16 protein-coding genes are annotated in these 20,860 nt (G+C 33.5%); 5 read left to right on the top strand and 11 right to left on the bottom strand.

Translation table 11 applies throughout. The annotated features are described in order from the left end of the window. Nucleotides 1–166: 166 nt before the first annotated feature. Together C9914_RS02140 and C9914_RS02145 are read right to left on the bottom strand one after the other, a co-directional pair. On the bottom strand, nucleotides 167–736 hold the full coding sequence (locus C9914_RS02140; protein ID WP_022263747.1) for a Fe-S-containing hydro-lyase: 570 nt from the start codon (nucleotides 734–736) through the stop codon (nucleotides 167–169). Then, a complete protein-coding gene (locus C9914_RS02145; RefSeq protein ID WP_106763265.1) occupies nucleotides 733–1,575 on the bottom strand; it encodes a fumarate hydratase in 843 nt (280 codons plus the stop codon). Before C9914_RS02145 ends, C9914_RS02140 begins: the two co-directional genes overlap by 4 nt. A 225-nt stretch (nucleotides 1,576–1,800) precedes the next feature. On the opposite strand from C9914_RS02145, the gene C9914_RS02150 reads away from it, so the two are divergent. Then, nucleotides 1,801–3,651 (top strand): tetratricopeptide repeat protein, encoded by a 1,851-nt coding sequence (locus C9914_RS02150; RefSeq protein WP_106763027.1) that lies wholly within the window; start codon nucleotides 1,801–1,803, stop codon nucleotides 3,649–3,651. A gap of 68 nt (nucleotides 3,652–3,719) precedes the next feature. On the opposite strand, the gene C9914_RS02155 is transcribed toward C9914_RS02150, so the two are convergent. Then, nucleotides 3,720–4,343, bottom strand: coding sequence for a flavodoxin family protein (locus C9914_RS02155; protein ID WP_106763029.1), 624 nt, complete (start codon nucleotides 4,341–4,343; stop codon nucleotides 3,720–3,722). Then, nucleotides 4,294–5,370, bottom strand: a complete 1,077-nt coding sequence (gene pyrB, locus C9914_RS02160; protein ID WP_106763031.1) for an aspartate carbamoyltransferase — start codon at nucleotides 5,368–5,370, stop codon at nucleotides 4,294–4,296. The genes C9914_RS02155 and pyrB overlap by 50 nt, the downstream gene beginning before the upstream one ends. 304 nt (nucleotides 5,371–5,674) lie before the next feature. Here pyrB and C9914_RS02165 point away from each other — a divergent pair, with 304 nt between their 5' ends. After that, nucleotides 5,675–9,007 (top strand): GGDEF domain-containing protein, encoded by a 3,333-nt coding sequence (locus C9914_RS02165; protein WP_106763032.1) that lies wholly within the window; start codon nucleotides 5,675–5,677, stop codon nucleotides 9,005–9,007. Between the two features lie 81 nt (nucleotides 9,008–9,088). Here the strand turns inward: C9914_RS02165 and C9914_RS02170 are convergent, their stop codons facing one another. From C9914_RS02170 to speD, 4 genes are all read right to left on the bottom strand, one after another. Then, a complete protein-coding gene (locus C9914_RS02170; protein WP_022263741.1) occupies nucleotides 9,089–10,288 on the bottom strand; it encodes a saccharopine dehydrogenase family protein in 1,200 nt (399 codons plus the stop codon). 18 nt (nucleotides 10,289–10,306) lie between these two features. Beyond that, nucleotides 10,307–11,149, bottom strand: coding sequence for a polyamine aminopropyltransferase (gene speE / locus C9914_RS02175; RefSeq protein ID WP_106763034.1), 843 nt, complete (start codon nucleotides 11,147–11,149; stop codon nucleotides 10,307–10,309). 100 nt (nucleotides 11,150–11,249) lie between these two features. Next, a complete protein-coding gene (locus tag C9914_RS02180) occupies nucleotides 11,250–12,695 on the bottom strand; it encodes an aminotransferase class I/II-fold pyridoxal phosphate-dependent enzyme (RefSeq protein WP_106763036.1) in 1,446 nt (481 codons plus the stop codon). Between the two features lie 11 nt (nucleotides 12,696–12,706). Beyond that, nucleotides 12,707–13,510, bottom strand: a complete 804-nt coding sequence (gene speD / locus C9914_RS02185) for an adenosylmethionine decarboxylase (RefSeq protein WP_178085482.1) — start codon at nucleotides 13,508–13,510, stop codon at nucleotides 12,707–12,709. A 270-nt stretch (nucleotides 13,511–13,780) separates the two neighbouring features. Between speD and C9914_RS02190 the strand changes: the two genes are divergently transcribed. Then, nucleotides 13,781–15,040: a diaminopimelate decarboxylase gene (locus C9914_RS02190; protein WP_022263737.1), complete on the top strand. Its 1,260-nt coding sequence runs from the start codon at nucleotides 13,781–13,783 to the stop codon at nucleotides 15,038–15,040. Nucleotides 15,041–15,173: 133 nt separating this feature from the next. Here C9914_RS02190 and C9914_RS02195 read toward each other — a convergent pair whose 3' ends face one another. From C9914_RS02195 to C9914_RS02205, 3 genes are read right to left on the bottom strand one after another with little or no spacing between them, the layout of a single operon-like run. Then, nucleotides 15,174–17,435 carry an SLC5/6 family protein gene (locus C9914_RS02195; RefSeq protein ID WP_106763037.1) on the bottom strand — a complete coding sequence of 754 codons (2,262 nt, stop codon included), beginning with the start codon at nucleotides 17,433–17,435 and terminating at the stop codon, nucleotides 15,174–15,176. Next, the gene (locus tag C9914_RS02200) at nucleotides 17,422–18,354 is read right to left on the bottom strand and encodes an ABC transporter ATP-binding protein (RefSeq protein ID WP_022263735.1); all 933 of its coding nucleotides are present in this window, start codon (nucleotides 18,352–18,354) and stop codon (nucleotides 17,422–17,424) included. Before C9914_RS02200 ends, C9914_RS02195 begins: the two co-directional genes overlap by 14 nt. Further along, nucleotides 18,347–18,736, bottom strand: coding sequence for a GntR family transcriptional regulator (locus C9914_RS02205; protein ID WP_106763039.1), 390 nt, complete (start codon nucleotides 18,734–18,736; stop codon nucleotides 18,347–18,349). The genes C9914_RS02200 and C9914_RS02205 overlap by 8 nt, the downstream gene beginning before the upstream one ends. Before the next feature lie 225 nt (nucleotides 18,737–18,961). On the opposite strand from C9914_RS02205, the gene C9914_RS02210 reads away from it, so the two are divergent. Both C9914_RS02210 and C9914_RS02215 read left to right on the top strand, forming a co-directional pair. Next, on the top strand, nucleotides 18,962–20,287 hold the full coding sequence (locus C9914_RS02210) for a dockerin type I domain-containing protein (protein ID WP_106763040.1): 1,326 nt from the start codon (nucleotides 18,962–18,964) through the stop codon (nucleotides 20,285–20,287). A 159-nt stretch (nucleotides 20,288–20,446) separates the two neighbouring features. After that, nucleotides 20,447–20,860 carry an ArsR/SmtB family transcription factor gene (locus C9914_RS02215; protein ID WP_022263732.1) on the top strand — a complete coding sequence of 138 codons (414 nt, stop codon included), beginning with the start codon at nucleotides 20,447–20,449 and terminating at the stop codon, nucleotides 20,858–20,860.

Below are 20,860 nucleotides of genomic sequence, written 5' to 3' on the forward strand. Positions count from 1 at the left end.
GGACGGAGTCCCTCGTGGGTTTTAAGGGCAAAGCCCTTAACATTCTTTGCCCGTTAATTGGCGGACAAAGTCCGCCAATTAACGCTTTTGGTAACTATTTTTCTGAAAAATAAATGCTGACCATAACTTCTAAATTAATAATTTTTCAAAGCCATTATATCAAGCATTATTTTCTGTACTTTTCTGCACCAAATTTATATACATCATTGCCAAAAGAATCAACAGCAACTACTGCTGGAAAATCCTCTATAACAAAACGATATATAGCCTCTGTGCCTAAATCTTCATAGGCAAGAACTTCACTGCTCTTAATACTCCTTGAAATAAGAGCCGCCGCACCGCCTATTGCTGCAAAATAAATGCCCTTGTTTCTGATGATAGCGTCAATAACAGGCTGAGTTCTTGCACCCTTGCCTATCATGCCTTTCAAACCTAAATCAAGCAAAATAGGAGAATATTTATCCATACGATAGCTTGATGTAGGACCAGCAGGGCCTACTGCGTGACCAGGCTTTGCAGGTGCAGGGCCTACATAGTAGATAACCTCACCTTTAATATCAACAGGAAGTTCCTTTCCCTCTTCTATAAGCTCATAAAGCCTTTTATGAGCGGCATCACGACCTGTAATAAGACTGCCTGAGATAAGAACGCTATCTCCTGCGTGAAGTTCTTTTATATCATCATCTGTAAGCGGAAGAGTTATTTTAATTTTTCCGTCATCTGTCTTTATAATCATATAACTGCCTCCTTATGTCTTGCAGCGTGACAACAGATATTAACCGCAACTGGCATACCTGCAATATGTGTTGGATATGTTTCAACATTAACACCTATTGCTGTTGTATTTCCACCAAGACCTGCTGGGCCAAAACCCATTTTATTTATTTCTTCTATGAGTTCGTCCTCAAGCTTTGCATAGCGTGGGTCTTCATTTTTAGTATTTATCGGTCTTAGAGTAGCTTTTTTGGCAAGCTGTGCCGCTTTCTCAAATGTTCCACCGATTCCAACTCCGACAACAATCGGTGGACATGGATTAGGACCTGCATATTTAACTGCATCAAGTATAAATTGCTTTACGCCCTCAATTCCAGCAGATGGTGTAAGCATCTTAATCTGAGACATATTCTCACTGCCAAAGCCCTTACAGCCAGCAAGAATTTTAATCTTATCTCCCTCAACAATATCAGTATAAATAATTGCAGGAGTATTATCTTTAGTATTGACTCTATCAAAAACAGGGTCAGTAACAACAGATTTTCTCAAATACCCGCCGACATATGCTCTGCGGACACCCTCCTCAACAGCTTCTTTAAAATTGCCATCAATAACAACTCTTTCGCCATATTCAACAAAAAGAACAGCCATTCCTGTATCCTGACAGATAGGTATCTTCTCCTCCGCAGCAATTTTATTATTTTCTAAAAGTTGGGCTATAACAGCCTTTCCGACAGGCGATTCCTCATTTTTCTGTGCATTACAAAGGGCCTCGCTTATATCATTTCCAATATTATAATTCAAGTCTTTAAAAAGCCTTTCTACTGTATCAGTAATTGTTTCCGCTTTAATAGTGCGTATCTCCATTTCTGAAGCTCCTAACATTTAATATTATCTTAAAAACAGCTATTTATATATTATACAGCATATTTCAACAACTTTCAATGCTGAATAAAGCAAAAAATCGTTGATTAGATATATCTGCTATTTGTAAATTATGAATTTTCTGTGAATTTTTTTCTTGACATGAGTTACTATTTATAATAGAATAAATATGTATTTTTATATAAAAAAGGAGGGTTGGATATGAATGAGGCTGATTTTCAAATCATAAATTCAAATAATGAAATAAGGTGGCTCGATGGTTCACCACTTTTTATTTGTTGTGCTAACTTATATAAGGAAAATGATTCTAATGAACTTTTTGCCAATATAAAGTTTATGAATATCCAGCCCGAAACTCTTAAATCAATTAAAATAGACATCATATGCTATGGCATAATAAGAAATGAAATTGCACGCATCGAAAACTATTCATTTGAAAATATTAATGCAAAAAGAAATGAGTGTTTCGGAGACGATACTTTAATTCCAATAGAAAATCCTGAAACTATGTCTATTGATATTATTCTTAATAGTGCTATTGATTCTGACGGAGAAGAATGGATTAACGAAAAAGCTCAGCATTTTAATGTTTCTATTAAACAAAATAATATATCCTCATATATGGGCAGATATTTTGAAAATTTAAGAAATTCATGGTCTAAAAAGGGACTTCCTCTCGATAAGCTGCTTTATGCACCACAAATAGGAAGTAATTATTGGCTTTGCGTTTGTGGTACATTCAACTGGTCGGTCGAAAGTTCTTGCTGTAAATGTGGCGCAGAACTTGAATGGCTACTTGAAAACACCGATGTATCAAGTATGAACCGCAATGAAAAACTTTTTAAACATCAAAATAACGAACAAGAAATTTCACCAGCTGAAACTCAAATTGATACTTCAAAAGAACAGGAAGCTTCTCTAAATATTCAGTCTAAACCAAAGAAAAGAAAGAAAGAAAAAAAGTCTGGATTCAGGTTTGGCAAAAGCAAAATAGCTGCATTTACAATCATACTTCTTTTTGCTGCTGCATTAACATTCTGTACCTACTATTTTTTGATTCCTGCAAGCAATTACTATCAGGCAACAGCATTAATAAATGAGGGAAAATATGACGAGGCAATAGATTCCCTAAGCAAATTAAATGGCTATAGTGACAGCAAACAAAAAATTCTTCATGCCAAGTATCTTAAAGCAAAAAATCTTTTTAATGATAAAAAGTATCTTGAAGCGGCTGATATTTTCCATCAGATAGATTATAGTGATTCCTCAGAAAAATACCTTGAGGCTATGTATAAATATGGTGAATTTCTGTATTCCAACGGAGATTATATTTCTGCTCTTAAAACACTTTCAGATTTATATGGTTATGAAGATTCTGAAAAGCTTGCAGAAAAGGTCGAAAATATCGTTATGAACAAAGCTGATGAATTTTATAATAAGGGTGAATATTCAGATGCCAGCCAACTTTTTATGCAGATATATGAAATAACAAAAAATACAGATGCTCTTGAAAAGGCAAATTCTGCAACATTAAGTCAGGCTAACTACTTATATGACACAAACAAATATGTAGAAGCCCTTAAGCTCTATGAATCATTATCTGGCTATGACCATGTAGATGTAACCCTAAAAAAGCTTGACGCCTTAAAAAAGATATTAAGCACATCAATTCATATTGGCGGAAGCTCATCAGTATGGGAAAATACAACTATGCAGTGTATAACCTGCCATTCACCAACACTTGTATATCAATTCATCTTAAAAGCTAATGGAAAATTCATTTTCTATCGTTATTGCACTATGCATAATACAGAAGATGATTACGAAATCATCAAAGGTCAATATAAAATAGAAGATGATACAATTTATATTCTTAAACACAATGGTGGCTCGACTAAATGGGTTAAATTTGCTACGATTGAAAATCTTAGCTTTGACAATACTATTTCGAGCAAAAATGCCAGACTTGTTATAACGAATCCATTCGATAAAAACCACACCTCGCTTTCCCTCTATGGAAATATAGTTGGAGAAAATCCATCTCCTATCTAAATTAAAACCTCTCATACCAGATTTAAATTTCTGATATGAGAGGTCTTTTAATATAAAATTATGTAAATTTAAACTATATCAGCCAAGCTTTTTGCCAGTTCGTAAGCTTGCCTTTCACATTCAGTGGTATCCTTGATTTTATCTGTTTCTGCTATACTAACCTTTCCGAAAAGCTCAGTGTTTATAATTGTAAACATTCTCGAAAGCTGTTTTTCTATAATCTCAAAACCACTTTTATCATCACTTCCACAAGTAAGTAATAAAATTGCTTTTTTATGTTTTTTTATAGGTGGCTTAATACCAAGTGAAAACCTCTTTGAAAAATATCTTTGGCTTCTATCTATTAAAGCTTTCAGTGGTGCTGGCACAGATAAATTATATACAGGACTTGCAAAAACCAAAGCCTCTGCTTCGTTAAGAAGTGTATTATATTCATCTAAATCATCAAATACACATAAATCAGCGGTTTCACATTTTCCACAGTGTATACAAGGCTTAGGCATAAGCTTATAGCAATCTATAATCCTAACATCATATTCATTTTTTGCAACACTTAAAAATGAATCAAGCAATTTTTTAGTATAACCATTTTTTCTTGGAGAGGAAAAAAGAACAAGCATAACCGGCTTGTTCTTTTTGTTATTATTTATGAGTGCTGTTTTCACAATATTCGCAGACAAGCATATCACCATATTCCTTAAATCTCTTAGGCAAATATGTTTCTTGATGAGTTATGCAATGCTCATTTGTACAGATAACATCTTTATAAGGACCATCATTTTTATATTTTTTTAGTACCTTTTTTTCGCCATTAAGCATTGTCATAAATAGAGCCATTCTTGCATACATTCCATAAACTGTCTGTTGAAAGTACTTGGCTCTTTCGTCATCATCAACCTCATAATCTATCTCATCAACTCTTGGAAGTGGGTGAAGTATACGAAGGTCAGATTTACCTAAATCAAGTTTTTCCTTATCAAGTACAAAAACACCTTTTTGGCGTTCGTATTCTTCATCATTTTCAAAGCGTTCTCTCTGTATTCTTGTCATATAGAGAACATCAAGTTCGCTCATAGCTTCTTTAAGACTTGTAAGCTCTGTATATTCACAACCAGCATTATTCATAACATCTTTAATATATTGTGGCACTGTAAGCTCTGGAGTAGATATAAGCACAAATCTATTGCCTTTAAACCTGCTCATAGTTTTTATCAGGGAATGAACTGTTCTGCCATATTTCAAATCACCACAAAGACCAATGCAAAGATTATCAAGTCTGCCTTTTTCATTATATAGTGTTACAATATCAGCAAGAGTTTGTGTTGGATGAAGATGACCACCATCACCAGCATTTATAATCGGTGCCGGAGAATACATTGCTGCCGCCTCAGCAGAACCCTCTAATGGGTGACGAATTGCGATAATATCAGCATATCCACCTATAACCGTAAGCGTATCTTTAAGCGTTTCACCCTTAGAAACAGAGGAATTCATTGGGTTATCGAAGCCTATAACATTACCACCAAGACGCATCATAGCAGTTGAAAATGACATTCTGGTTCTTGTTGAAGGTTCATAGAAAAGAGTTGCAAGTATTTTTCCCTGACAAGCATTTGCATATTCCGACGGATTAGCTTTAATCTTATTGGCAAGGTCAATTATATCGAGAATCTCTTTAACAGAGAGATTCTCAAGGTCAATAAGGTTTTTAGATAACATAAAAATCAGTCCTTCCCTATTTTCACTATATTCTAACAGATTTCACCTGAAATATCAAGTATTCACAATAAAGCAAGACAACTAAATATTTAATAAATTTTATTTTAAATTAAACCAACTGCAACGAAGAAAATATATAAAAAGCCATTGAAATTTTTAATAAAGTGATATATAAGCATCTAATTATTATAAAGAAATATATAAATTGATATTAAATAGTTTATGGTTAAACTTAATAAAATAATATTGAAAATAAGGAAATTATTTGGTATAATAATTTAAATATTGTGTGGAGGCTTAAATTATGGAATCATGCTCACAGTTATATATTCGTAAAATAATTGATTCAATTCTTAACAATATAAAGCAAAGACATAACAATATACTTTTTGTTAAATATTATAACACTCTTAATCTTCAAGAATCAGAACTAAGAGAAGTATTTGAAACACAAGACGATGACATTTGCTTTTTATATCATGAATTTTCTTCAAAATATATGCACAGTGTTTTTGAGCCTTTCCTCGACTGGATTATGGAGCTTTATCAGAAATTTTATAGTGATGTCGCAATAGATGAGTTTCTTGAAAAAGCTGATGTATATTTTCAGGCTCGCTCTGTAATAAAAAGTTATATCGAAACAGGCGAATGTCAGCGTGATGAAGATTTGATTTTCGCAGAATACGAATATGAAGCAAAGCGTTTTACTAAATCAGTCTATAACATTCTTGAATATGTTTCTAAGGAGCATACTCTTTTTATGCTTCTTAATAAATTACATTTTGCAGAACAATCCACTATAAAGCTCCTCATTGAACTTGTTAATCATAATAAAGAAAATATCGCCCTTCTTGCTAATTATAATGAAGTATATAATGTTCCAGAATATACAAAAAAAGATTGGGACACTATGATTGATTATATTGATAGCAACAATATGATTGTTGACTGGAGCTTACAAGATGGACACGCCTCAGAAAGTGAAAGAGTAGAGCTTTTTGACCCTATCCCGAAAGATATAAATCCTTATGTCAGACTTATCAACAATATGGTTTCATGTGTAATGATAGGTCAGGCAAATTATTATCTTGAGCAAATTCATAATAAATTTGAGATTGAGAAAATCACTATTCCTCTCAAGGATAAGCTTTCTTATTTAAAGCTTTATAGCATAGTCGCATTATGCCTTGATAATTCAACAACGGCACTTATGCTTTGTGATAATATAAATAATTCCATCAAAATGACAACAAGCCTTGAGGAAAGATTCAGTTGTTCATACATTTCAGCTTTAATACAATTAAGATATGGGCAAAAAGAAACTTCAAATAAATATATTCAAGAATGTTTCGACCTTTCTGATGAAATTGATGATGAAGAATATAAATTTAAGGCAAAGCTTTTAGATTATATTATCACCTCAAACTGCTGGAAGAATATTTATTCTTGGGATGTAAATCTTATTATAGATGAAAATTTCGCAAATGATGCAATCAAGTATAAATATTATAATCATCTTGCATATATCTATCTTTTTGGCACCTGCAATGATATTCTATACTTTGTAAATGGCACTGATGGAATTGAAAATGCGGAATACTTCAAGCGTGGTATGGCTCTTGCAAAAAAAATTAATAATGAATCTATTATGATAAATGCATGGCAGAAAAATGTTATGATGGCATCTTCTTATGGCTATTTTTCATTAGTAGATTATTTTTATAAAAAAACTCTTGAAATTATAGAAGGTCAGAATAATAAATTTGAGGAATCCAATGTATATAATGGGCTTGGATATAATCGTATTGTTAGCGAAGAATACGATGTTGCCAATAAATATTTCAACAAGGCACTTGGTATTCTCTACAAACTCAATAATCCATATCGGATTTGCGAAACACTCTATAATATGGCAACTAATGCTATACTTGCACATGAATATTATACTGCTATTAATTATCTCACAATAGTTATTGAACTTCTTGACGCTCTTGATGAGCATCAAATGAGAATATGCAACCTCGGCAAGATTTACGGTTTTATGGTTCTATGTAATTACTATCTCGGAATAGAGTATAATGCTAATCTCTATTTCAGCAAGCTCGAAAGGTCAGTTTCTCATATGCTTGAAAAGCCTGTTGAATCAAGCTTTTATTTATGGGACGATGATATGTTCTTCTATTTTTTCACTGCGGGCTTAATTGCAAAAGATGATGATATTGAAAAAGCCCAAAAATATTTTGACAGGGCAAGAATTCATCTTTTCCGTTCAACAGGAAACTTATTCTTTGCATATTATCAATTTGCGATTGCACAATATGACCTTTATGAAATTCAGGGAAGACACAAGGAGGCTGTAGAGATATTAAACGATGCACTTGATTTTTGCGAAACACATAATTATCAATTCAAAGCAGAAATTCTTCGTGCAAAGCTTGAGGGCAGAACATTGCCACATAAAAAATTTGACCTTAAGCTTGAAAGTGTAACTCAAAAACAACTTGAATTAATGTCTAAGCGTTGTAAAATTGAGCACGAACTAAGTAATAAGAATAAGGGTATCAATTTCCTTCTTTCATGGCAAGATTTGCTCAATAAGGATTATTCTACTGATAAAGAACTTGTCAATAGTGCTATGAACAATATTCAGAATAGCTACAATATAGATTGTGCTTTGTTTATAGAAATGAAAAATAATTCTCCAAAAATTTCTTATAAAAGCAAAAGCATTAGTCTGACTGATAAAGATATTCAAACTATAACTAACTTCTTCTTAGATTATAGAAAAGAATTTATTACATCTCGTTTTGACAAAACTTTTGATGATTATGATTGTATTCTTAACATTTTCGGAAAAATAAATGTTGCATCATTGATGTGTATACCTATGTATATTAATGAAGTTCTAAAAGGCGTTATGATTTCTATTGTGAAAGTTCATGAGAATTTAACTTCTAATATCCACTTTTTTGGAAACACAGACCTTATTATATTTAAATTTGCGGCTATGCAAATTTTAGATGCTGTTGAACGCCTTAATGCTAAGATAGAAATTAAAGCCATAAATGCAAAGCTTCAGAAAAGCTCCGTTACTGACCTGCTCACAGGCTTGCTTAATCGTCAAGGCTTTGCGAAAAAGCTTGAAGACTTCTCAGATTATTCCACAAAACAAAATTTTGAGGAACAAGAAACAACCATTCTATATATCGACCTTGATAATTTCAAATACTGCAATGACACCTTCGGTCACGATATTGGCGACCTTATGCTTAAAAAGCTTTCTTCTCTATTTACCGAAATAGTTGGAGATAAAGGATATTGTGTTCGTTACGGCGGAGATGAATTTATAATAGTTCTTCCAGGTTCTTCTACGGAGTTTGGTATAAAAATCTCAAAGCAGATTTATAAAAAAATCGAAGAAAATGGATACTTTATAAATGACATTGCTAACGCATTAAAGCGACCTATTGAAATTGATGCACAGCACAGAATTTCCTGCTCTATTGGTATTTCAACATCACAAAAATATAATCAGGAATCAATTATGGAATGTCTAAAACACGCTGATTCAGCCCTTTATGATATAAAGAAAGGCACTAAGCACGATTTCAAGGTTTGGCAAAAGGTTCAAAAATAAATTAAAAATAAAACAACTCGGATTATAAACCATTCAGGTAAATAATTCGAGTTGTTATTTTTACTGTAATTTACTAAAAAATCAATCTACTAAATCTGGATTGAAGCTTTCTTTCCATGGAAGTCCCCATTTGTTGAGTGCGTCCATAAATGGGTCTGGGTCGAATTCCTCTATGTTATATACGCCAGGCTTTTTCCACTTGCCTGTGAGAATCATAGCTGCACCTATCATTGCAGGAACGCCTGTTGTATAAGAAATAGCCTGTGAGCCTACTTCCTTATAGCACTCCTCATGGTCACAAACATTATAAAGATAATATGTTTTATCCTTGCCGTCTTTCTTACCTTGGAAGATACAGCCTATGTTTGTCTTACCCTTTGTGCGTGGTCCTAAAGATGCTGGGTCTGGAAGAACAGCCTTTAAGAACTGAAGTGGAACAATTTGCTTGCCCTCAAATTCAATTGGCTCAATAGAAGTCATTCCAACATTCTCAAGGCACTTGAGATGTGTAAGATAGCTCTGTCCAAAGGTCATAAAGAAACGAATACGCTTAATGCCCTTGATATTAAGTGCAAGCGACTCTAATTCTTCGTGGTGGAGAAGATACATATCCTTCTCGCCTATCTCTGGGAAATTATAAACTCTCTTGATTTCCATAGGCTCTGTTTCTACCCACTTACCGTCCTCAATATAGCTTCCCTTTGCGGAAACCTCACGAATATTGATTTCAGGGTTAAAGTTTGTTGCAAACGGATAGCCGTGGTCGCCTGCGTTGCAATCGAGAATATCAATATAATTGATTTCATCAAACTGGTGCTTCTGTGCATAAGCGGAGAAAACACCTGTTACGCCTGGGTCAAAGCCACTGCCTAAGAGAGCAGTAATTCCCGCCTCCTTAAATTTCTCACGATATGCCCACTGCCACTTATACTCAAACTTTGCGGTATCGAGTGGTTCGTAGTTAGCTGTATCAACATAGTCTGTCTTTGTTTCAAGGCAAGCGTCCATAATTGTTAAATCCTGATATGGCAAAGCGACATTTATGACAATATCAGGCTTTTCTTTATTGATAAGAGCGACAAGCTCTGCAACATTATCTGCGTCAACCTGAGCAGTTGTAATTTTTGTTTTTCCACCATCAAGCTTTTCCTTGAGTGCGTCGCACTTAGATTTTGTACGGCTTGCTATACAAATTTCCTCAAAAACCTCTGAATTTTGGCAGCACTTATGAACTACTACGCTTGCAACACCGCCTGCACCAATTATCAATGCCTTTGACATTTTGATTACCCCCTAAATTTATCCTAAAGCTTCTAATACATAATTTGGCAAAGCAAAGCTACCCTTATGAAGCTCTGTATTATAGTATCTTGTCTTTAATCCACGCTTATTCCATGCATCTGCATCAAGGTCTTTTATCGGGTCGAACTTCTTTGAAGCAAAGCCAAACAGCCAATGACCTGACGGATAGGTTGGAATATGTGCCTGATATACCCTTACTATCGGGAAAAAGTCCGCTATCTTCTTATGAGCAAGACGCATAGCCCTTGCATAAACTGAATAATATGGGCTTTCGTGCTGATTTACAAGAATACCGCTCTCATTGAGAGCCTTATAGCAGTTACCGTAAAATTCCTTTGTAAAAAGTCCCTCTCCAGGACCTACCGGGTCGGTTGAATCCACTATAATTAAATCATACTGATTTTCACAGCTACGAACATATCTCAAGCCGTCATCAATATGTATAGTAACCTTTTTGTCGAGAAGCTTGCCTGAAACATCAGGTAAATATTCAAGACAGGCATCTACAACCATTTTATCTATTTCGACAAGGTCTATATGTTCTATATTATCATATTTTGTAAGCTCGGCGGTTACTCCGCCGTCACCTGCTCCGATAACAAGAACATTCTTAATATTTGGATTAACGGAAAGTGGAATATGTGTTATCATTTCGTGATATATAAATTCGTCCTTTTCGGTCAGCATAATTCTGTCATCAAGGATAAGAATTTTACCAAACTCGGGAGTAGAAAAAATTTCTATTCTCTGATAGTCTGATTCTGCCGCATAAATCTGCTTATCACAGCGAATCGAAAAACGGACATTATTCGTCTGCTCTTCAGTATACCAAAGCTCCAAAAAATCAACTCCTTAAAAAATATCTGCAAATAAATTATACCACACTTATTTGGAATTTAAATATTATATAAGTAAATTTTACTAAAACATTATCAAAAAATCATTTCAGAACATTCAGCTTTTCTGTGTTCATATCTTCTGTGCCGAGAAGTGTTGCACCTTTTTTCTTTGCATAAAGAATATAATCGAGCGAATCCTTTGTTACAAGCTCACCCGGAGCAAGAATAGGTATTCCGGGCGGATAACACATAACAAATTCCGCACAAACCTTGCCGACAGTTTCTTCTATTGGAAGCTGTATCTTTTCATTATAAAATGCGTCTTGCGGAGAACATACTACAATAGGCTTTATATATTCGTGGTCGAGCAAGCCTGCACTTGTCTTGGAATAAAGACGCTTAATCTCTGAAAGTGCCGCAACAAGTCTTTCAACCTCTAAGATTCTGTCACCGACAGAAATTATCGCAAGAATATTGCCAATATCGCCAAATTCAATCTGAATTTCATACTTGTCACGAAGTAAATCATAGACTTCTATTCCTGCTAAACCAATATCTCTTGTATGTATAGAAAGCTTTGTCGGGTCAAAGTCGAAAACTGTATCTCCGTTAATAAGCTCACGGGAAAATGCGTAATATCCGCCAAGCTTATTTACTTCACTTCTGCCATAATTTGCAAGCATTGTTACATTTTCGAAAATCCTTTTGCCATTAAGAGCGAGATTTCGGCGTGAAATATCGAGCGATGAGGTCAAAAGATATGAACCGCTTGTTGTTTGGGTGAGATTTATAATCTGGCGGACATAACCTGCATTCATACTTTCTCCGAGCAAGAGCAGGGAGCTTTGAGTCAGAGAACCGCCTGTTTTGTGCATACTTACAGCAGACATATCTGCTCCGACACGCATAGCCGCAAGAGGCATATAGTCGCCAAAATAGAAATGTGTTCCATGGGCTTCGTCAACAAGAACTTTCATTCCTGCCTTATGGGCAATCTTGACGATTTCACGAAGATTGGAACATACACCGTAATAGGTTGGGTTATTGACTATAACAGCCTTTGCGTCAGGATTTTCGTCAATGGCTCTCTGTACATCTTCAACAGCCATTCCAAGCGGTATGCCAAGCTGTGTATTAAGTCCTGGGTCAACATATACTGGAACAGCTCCGCAGACTATAAGGGCATTTATAGAGCTTCTATGAACATTTCTTGGCATTATAATCTTTTCGCCACGCTTACAGACACTCATAACCATAGCTTGTACTGCACTTGATGTTCCGTTCACCATAAAAAAGGCATGAGCTGCACCAAATGCCTCTGCTGCAAGCTCTTGTGCCTCTTTAATAACGCTTACTGGGTGACAAAGATTATCAAGTGGCTTCATAGAGTTGACATCTACACTCATACACTGCTTACCGAGGAAATTAGTCAGCTCACTATTTCCTTTTCCCTGCTTATGACCAGGGACATCAAATGAAACTATTCTATTTTCTTTGTATTCTAAAAGTGCTTCATAAAGTGGAGCGTCGTTCTGTGAAAGACTCATTTCTGCTTACCTCAATCATAAACATTTGTACCGCTGAAAATCTCTATCATTTCCTTGCGGAGATTGTTTGAGATTTCAAGGCGTTCTTTCGGTGGAAGCTCATAAACATCAGTTTTGAATAGATAATTCTTAAGCTCAATTTCTTTAATGAGCATCTGAGTATGAAAAATATTAGATTGATATACATTAACATCAATAGCATCATATCTGCGGAGAGTTTCCTCTCGGATATAGTCCTGAATTGATGTCATCTTATGGTCAAGAAACAGCTTTTTGCCACTTTGGTCACGAGTAAAGCCACGAACTCTGTAATCTATCGTGATAATATCGGAATCAAAGCTATCAATAAGGAAATCGAGTGTATTAAGTGGGGAAATTGTTCCGCAGGTTGATACATCAATATCAACTCGGAATGTTGCAATAGCATTATCTGGGTGATATTCTGGATAAGTATGCACTGTAACATGGCTTTTATCAAGATGTGCCGCAATCTCTTCACGCCATCTGCCACAGTTACAAGATTCGTCTATCGTTTCAGGATAGCCTTTTTCAGAAATAAGCAAGGTTACACTCGCTCCTTGTGGGTCATAATCCTGCTTAGAGATATTAAGCACACTCGCTCCTATCATATCTGTAACATCACAAAGAATATTCGTTAAACGCTCAGAATTATACTGCTCGTCTATATACTTTATATAGTCTATTTGCTCACGCTGAGATTTAGCATAACAAACATCATAGATATTGAAGCTAAGAGTTTTTGTGAGGTTGTTAAAGCCATATAGCTTAAGCCTTTTTTCCAACCCTAACATCACGACCTTTCAGGCAAAATACATCAATTTACTATATCACAAAACCGAGCGGAAAGCAATGATTTCAGAAATAATTTATATAGTTTATACTACAGTGATTGCATAATCAAATATTCAGTCAGCAATAACTTAATGATTATGCACAAACATTTCGTATATTATTTAAAATGCTTATCTTGACAAGTAATACAAAAATGGTATATATTATATTTGTTGAAATTTTTTATTTTTTCGATAAAATCGGAAAAAATGAAATAAATGGAGGGATTTATAATGAAAAAGGTACCTTTTATCACTAAGGAACAGGCTGAGGAAATTGCAAAAAAATATCCTACTCCTTTCCATATATATGACGAAAAAGGCATCAGAGAAAACGCCAGAAGACTTTATGACGCTTTCTCTTGGAATAAAGGTTTTAAGGAGTTTTTCGCTGTAAAAGCTACTCCTAACCCTACAATTCTTAAAATCTTGAAGGAAGAGGGTTGCGGTACAGACTGTTCTTCCTACACTGAGCTTCTTATGAGCAAACGCTGTGGCTTTGATGGCTCAAATATTATGTTTAGCTCTAATGATACTCCAACAAGCGAGTTCAGATATGCTAACGAAATCGGTGCAACAATAAATCTTGACGATATTACTCATATTGACTTCGTTAAGCAAGCTTGTGGAAAAATTCCTGAAAGAATTTCCTGCCGATATAATCCAGGCGGAAAGTTCTCTATTGCTAATACTATTATGGACAACCCTGGCGATGCAAAATACGGTCTTACAAGACCACAGATGACAGAAGCTTTCAAAACTCTTAAAGAGCTTGGTGCCAAAGAATTTGGTATTCACGCATTCCTCGCAAGTAACACTGTTACAAATGAATATTATCCTATGCTCGCAAAAATCCTTTTCACAACTGCTGTTGAGCTTGCTAAGGAAACAGGCGTTCATATCGGATTTATCAACCTCTCTGGTGGTGTCGGAATCCCTTATACACCAGATAAAGAGCCTAACGATATTTATGCTATTGGTGAGGGTGTTCGCAAAGCATATGAGGAAGTTCTTGTTCCTGCCGGAATGGGCGATGTAGCTATCTATACAGAGCTTGGACGCTTTATGCTTGCACCTTATGGACATCTTGTAACAAGAGCAATTCACGAAAAGCACACACATAAGGAATATATCGGCGTTGATGCTTGTGCTGTAAACCTTATGCGTCCTGCAATGTATGGTGCATATCATCATATTACAGTACTTGGCAAAGAGAATGAGCCTTGCGACCATATCTATGATATTACAGGTTCACTTTGCGAAAATAACGATAAATTTGCAATAGACAGAGCGTTGCCTAAGATTGATATGGGTGATTTACTTGTTATACATGATACAGGTGCACACGGCTTCGCTATGGGATATAACTATAATGGTAAGCTTAAATCAGCTGAACTTCTTCTTCGTGAGGACGGCTCTGTGCTTCAAATTCGTCGTGCAGAAACTCCTGATGACTATTTCGCAACACTTGAAGGATTTTGGGATAAAATTTAAAATTCTCTCCCCTTTAGATTTAAACGAGTTTTAAATTCATATCATTAATTAAACAAGACGGCACAGCAAGAGAACTAATCTCAAGCTGTGCCGTCTGCTTTATATGGGAATGTTAAATGTAAAAATATGCAAATTAATTTTCAGGCTCAACATAATTAGTATGATTACTACACTTACTTAATATTCTGTTAATCTCATCATACTGTTCATCAGTTATATTTACATAGACTGTTTGGCTTTGTGAATTCATAGAATATCCGTTTATTCTATCACCATCATATGAATATTCCAAGTTTACATTTGTAGATAATGAGCATTGAATAAGATTATCTTTTTCTACATCTACATCTTCTGATATGGCATTGATGATTATATTTGATATTTTGCGTAAATCTGAAATATACTTTTTATCAATGCCAGAATCAGTATAATTAACATTATATCTTTTAAGTGTTCCATCTACTGATGGATTCATCATAAGGTCTTCGTCACCAACATTATCATTGTAATATTCAAGTGTAAAATAGTTATCTTTATTCTTCAAATCTGAAAAATCCAGTCTGAAATATTCAGCACTACTTTCATTTTTCTTTACTGTATCTACTATATTATCTTGGATAAGTTTAGACATTGTTTTATTAAGGTACTTATTGTATGTCTTTGGAGTAATTTTAGCATCTATAAGATAATGCTGAGAAAAGCTATTCATACCAACATAACCTATTGTTACTATGCTTGTAGTATTATCTATATTATAATTATTATAAATATCATTATCTCTATAGCTTAGCATACTCTTATCTTCATTACTTGCTGAATTAAATTCTTCTTTATATATTTTCCAAAGTTCATTTAATTCATCTTTTGAAAAATCAATATTTGAAGTATCAATATTTATTGATTTTAATTCTTTATCCGTTGGTAAGCTATATATTGCATTCTCATATTCTTTGTTTTTATGAATATATGAATCTAATGATAAATTCTCACTTCCACCAAGTTTATTTATATTGACATAAACTCTTCTCTTAATATCTCTGCCTGATGAGCAATGGAATATTACATCATAATAAATATAATTTTCACTATAGAATTTACTAAAATCATCTTCTTTAACTTTTTCTACAGTTTCTACCAATGATGATTGCATACACTTAATAAGTTCTTTATCATCAAATTTAATATTCTCGGTTTTATATTTATAATAGTTATCATTAATATATACAGTGTTTAAATAATCATTATTATATGAAATGCTAACTGATGAAATTTCTGATGGTTCTGGAATATCATTTAGTATAAAGTTTCTTTCACTTACACAGGCAATAATAAATATCGCATTAGCTAATATTGCAATGAGATAAAATGGTATAGAAATGAGAAGTTTTTTAGCACTCTTTGTTGTTATCAGCTCATACAAGAAATATGCAAGCAAAGAAACTAATATTCCTATAAGCCAAAACTCAGTATAAACTTTCAAACCACAAGCAAGATTAAAGCTTATAAGTAAAAGTGGGATTGAGCCAAGAAGTATTCTTACAACTGGTTGAACGCCCTTATATGCTGCACTCTTACCTGCTGATTCTGATTTTCTGAATTTATGAATGAAAAAGCCAATTACAAAATAGATTATTGCTAAGATTAAACTATACCATTGAGTTGAGGCGTTCAAAATAGGCGCTGTTTTCTCTATTAAAAATGAATTATTATATATAAATGGTGCGAAAATTATATTATTATAAATATCTGTCAAAGACATAAATGAAACATCTGTAATCTTAACTGATGTATTTATTGCTGTTGTATACAAGAGAATTATAACTCTTGGCAAGAACATTATTATAAGAGTTATAATAATATTTGTAAATATAGTTCCTGAAAGACCTTTTGCTAAGAGAGCGATTGAAGCTACCAACATAGCTAAGATTATGGAAGATATTATTGTCGGCCAGACAAATTCTATGTTTATTACGGTTTTTAATGAAAGTGCATAGATAGTAAACGAAAGAAGTGTACTTACAACTACTGTAACTATACTCCATATAAGTGCGGTAACGGTATATGTAAGATAAACACAGGTTTTACTTAATGGAATAGAATGATAAAAATCCGATGCTTTTCTTATATTCATAAAGTTAAAAAGCAAAAATATCATAACTATCGGCATTATATATTGTATTAAAAATATTGGCATTGAAAATGTGGCAATATCTATTGTAAAGTATGGCTGGGCTTTAAGTGTATCATAATCCATAGATGCATATGAAATAAGCCTTAACAACGGATAGCCACATGATGCTAAAACAGAAATTATCGCGAAACATATTCCCACAACCCTTGTCTGCTTGATTCCTTCGAGCATAAGTGCAGGACTGAAAAATTTATTTCTTTTCATTTTTCTCTTCCTCCTTTTCAAATACATCTTCAAATTTATATCCCATCTCGCCCATTTCAAAGATAAATACTTCTTCAAGTGAGAGCGGAAGTATATCAAGGATAATTGGTTTAAAGCCTGAAAGAATTTCTATAACCTTATCTTTATCACCACGAATAATAGAATTTGATACCACACCGGTTTTCTTAAAGTCGAGAACTTCTATTCCATTATCTGTGAATAGTTTTTTGTCGTAATCAATATTAAACGCAGCTTGAATTTTGAAAAGTGAAGTTTTGAGATTTTGAACATCACTTTCAAAAACAACTCCGCCCTTATGCAAAAGTGTAAGCTGGTCGCAGGTGTCCTCAAGCTCTCTCAAGCTATGGCTTGTGATAACGGCTGTTGCCTGACGCTCGCATATGTCATCAAAAATCAAGTTTTTGACAAGATTTCTCATAACTGGGTCTAAGCCATCAAAGGTTTCATCAAAGAACAGATACTTTGTCTGACAAGACAAGGCACAAATTATAGCAGCTTGTCTTTTCATACCCTTACTAAAGCTTGCAATCTTCTTTTTGGGGTCAAGTCCGAATTTATCTACAAGCATTTTATATCTTTCAAAACTGAAATTCGGATAGCAAGCATTATATAATTTAGCCATTTTATTTAATGTTGCCTGAGATATAAAATAAAGTTCATCTGGAACAAAAACAAAATCACTTTTTGCTTCTTGATTTTCCCAAACCGGCTTTTCGTCTATGCTGATTTTACCCTCATCTGGCTTATAAATTCCTGTGATAAGCCTTAAAAATGTACTTTTACCAGCACCATTACTGCCAACAAGACCATAGATGCAGCCTTCTGAAATTTCACAATTCATATTTTTTAATGCAATAAAATCATCAAATTTTTTTGTTACATTTTCAACTTTAATCATTATGTTCCCCTCCATAAAATAATTTTACTTTATCAATAATTTCATCTATTGTCATACCTGAGAGTTTAAGTTTTTCTACAATAGTTTTTAATTCTGAGTTTGATGTTGACATAAGCTTTTGCACTACTTCCTTTGCATTACATGAAACATATCTTCCTACTCCTGGTACAGAATAAGTAATTCCCATTCTTTCAAGCTCATTATATGCCTTTTGAACTGTATTAGGATTTGTACCACATTCTCGTGAAAGATTTCTGACAGATGGAATCATTTCATCTGATTTTAAAACTTCAGTAACAACTAAGTTTTGTATCTGTTCAACGATTTGTTCATAGATAGGTTTATGACTCATCTTATCTACAACAACTAACTTTTCGTACATATTTACTCCTCCTTTTCTGTAAAATAGGTGTATTAACTATGTTAGTACAGTTATACACCATAAACCCATTTTTGTCAATAGCTAAATGAAAGCTTTTTAATAATTATATATAGTGATTACATCTACTCATATGTATATTTATAAGTGATTTTGCAAATTGCAGACAAAATATTATAAAATTCGACATTATTATAGTATAATACATACAAGGAGGTATATTATACTATGGTAAAAAGAATTACTGTAATATTTTTAATCTCATTGCTTTTAATATATCCTCTTAACAATCTTTTAAATACCTCTGCAAAGTCCAACAATGAAAACTATATCTTAAGAGGCTTTTCATATGGTTTCTATAAAATTATAAATAACAGAAAGGCTACCTGCACTTCTATTACAAGTCAAGGTGAAGAAACTACAATATTTTGCAAAAGCGATTACGAAATCTCTAAGACTGTAACATCTCTATCATATCTTTACATACTTGTTAATTCTGAGGAATATAACACAATATTTACAATTTTAAGAAATGGCTCTGTTGACACATCATATATTCCTGAGAATAATATTATTCCATCAAGCTTTACTGCAAATGACGATTACATATTTTTTATAAGCAATGACGAAAGCTATACTATTTCTATCAAAAGGAATACTCTCGAAACTACTACAAGCTTCTTTTCAGAAAAGGTAAAAAAGCTATTTTGCTATAATGAAAAAGTTTATGCCATTACCGCAAGCTCTTTATATCGCCTTGATAATCCAAATATTCCAATTAAATGCGATATTCCATCTTTTAATGATTTAGAACCTGTTTTCTATGACAATATCTTCATAGATGCAAATGGCAAGGTCTATTCTTTTAGTTTTGACAATGGTTTTAAATACATAAAAACACTTAATTACAAAAAAGTGTTTATACTTAATGATATTTATTATGGAGTAAGTGGAAATCATATAAATAAGTTATCTGAAAATAGCTCAATAACAAGCAGATATAGCTTTTCGGAAAATATTGATGACATTGCTGTGAATGGAAATAAAATTGCCCTGCTTAGTTCTGAAAATGTAAAACTTATTACTGAAAAGGATTTTAAACCAATAGAAAATTCAAGCACAGAAAGCTCTAATCCAATATCAAAACCAAGTTTTGATGGCTTTACCGACTATGAAAATGATGACAATTACATAATAGTTCCACAAGGTACAACTATCGCTATACTACTTAAGAAGCATATAAATTCTGCAAAAAATTCAAGTCTTATATTTTATGACAATAAAAACAGAAAAATATCTTCTGGCAATCTTGGAACAGGGTTTTCACTTGAATATTACGAAAATTCCTTTTTGAAATATAAATATACAATTATAGTTATGGGAGATATAACTGGAGAAGGCTCTGTCAACACTTATGATAAGAGAAAACTTACAGATTATCTGCTTGGAAAACTTGAATTAACCTCTGCACAAAAATATGCAGCTAATTTAGACGCAAACAACTTAATAGATTCTATTGATTTATTACTACTCAATCGCCTTATATTACAATAAATTGCACAAGGTTTATATTAAAATCTTGTGCAATTATTTTTTATTCAATTTATTTTTTAATTATAGGTATTGACAAGTTGATTTCTGAGCATTATAATATAACTAACATATGAACAATTGCTCATATGTTTAAAGAATAGATTAGGAGTGTGTTCCCCTATGGATAATAACGAATTAAATAAAAACTTTGAGGAATGTGTTTCTTGCAACGATAAGGATACTTGCGAAGAAGTTTGTATTCATACTGATGCTGTTGTAAGAGCAAAAAATAATACACCTGACCTCGATATTCTTTTCTCTCTTGCAGAACTTTTTAAAATGTTCGGTGATACTACAAGAATCAGAATTATGTGTGCTTTATTTGAAAATGAACTTTGCGTATGTGATATTGCCGAAGTCCTTGGTATGGGACAATCAGCCGTTTCACATCAGCTGAGATTACTAAGAACTGCTAATCTTGTAAAGGTAAGGCGTGATGGTAAATCATCTTTCTATTCACTTGATGATGAGCACATACAGAAAATTTATGAACTTGGTTTAGACCATATTTTAGAAAAAAGAAAGGGAACTTGA

Source organism: Pseudoruminococcus massiliensis (assembly GCF_900291955.1).
In the GTDB taxonomy this organism is placed as follows: domain Bacteria; phylum Bacillota; class Clostridia; order Oscillospirales; family Acutalibacteraceae; genus Pseudoruminococcus; species Pseudoruminococcus massiliensis.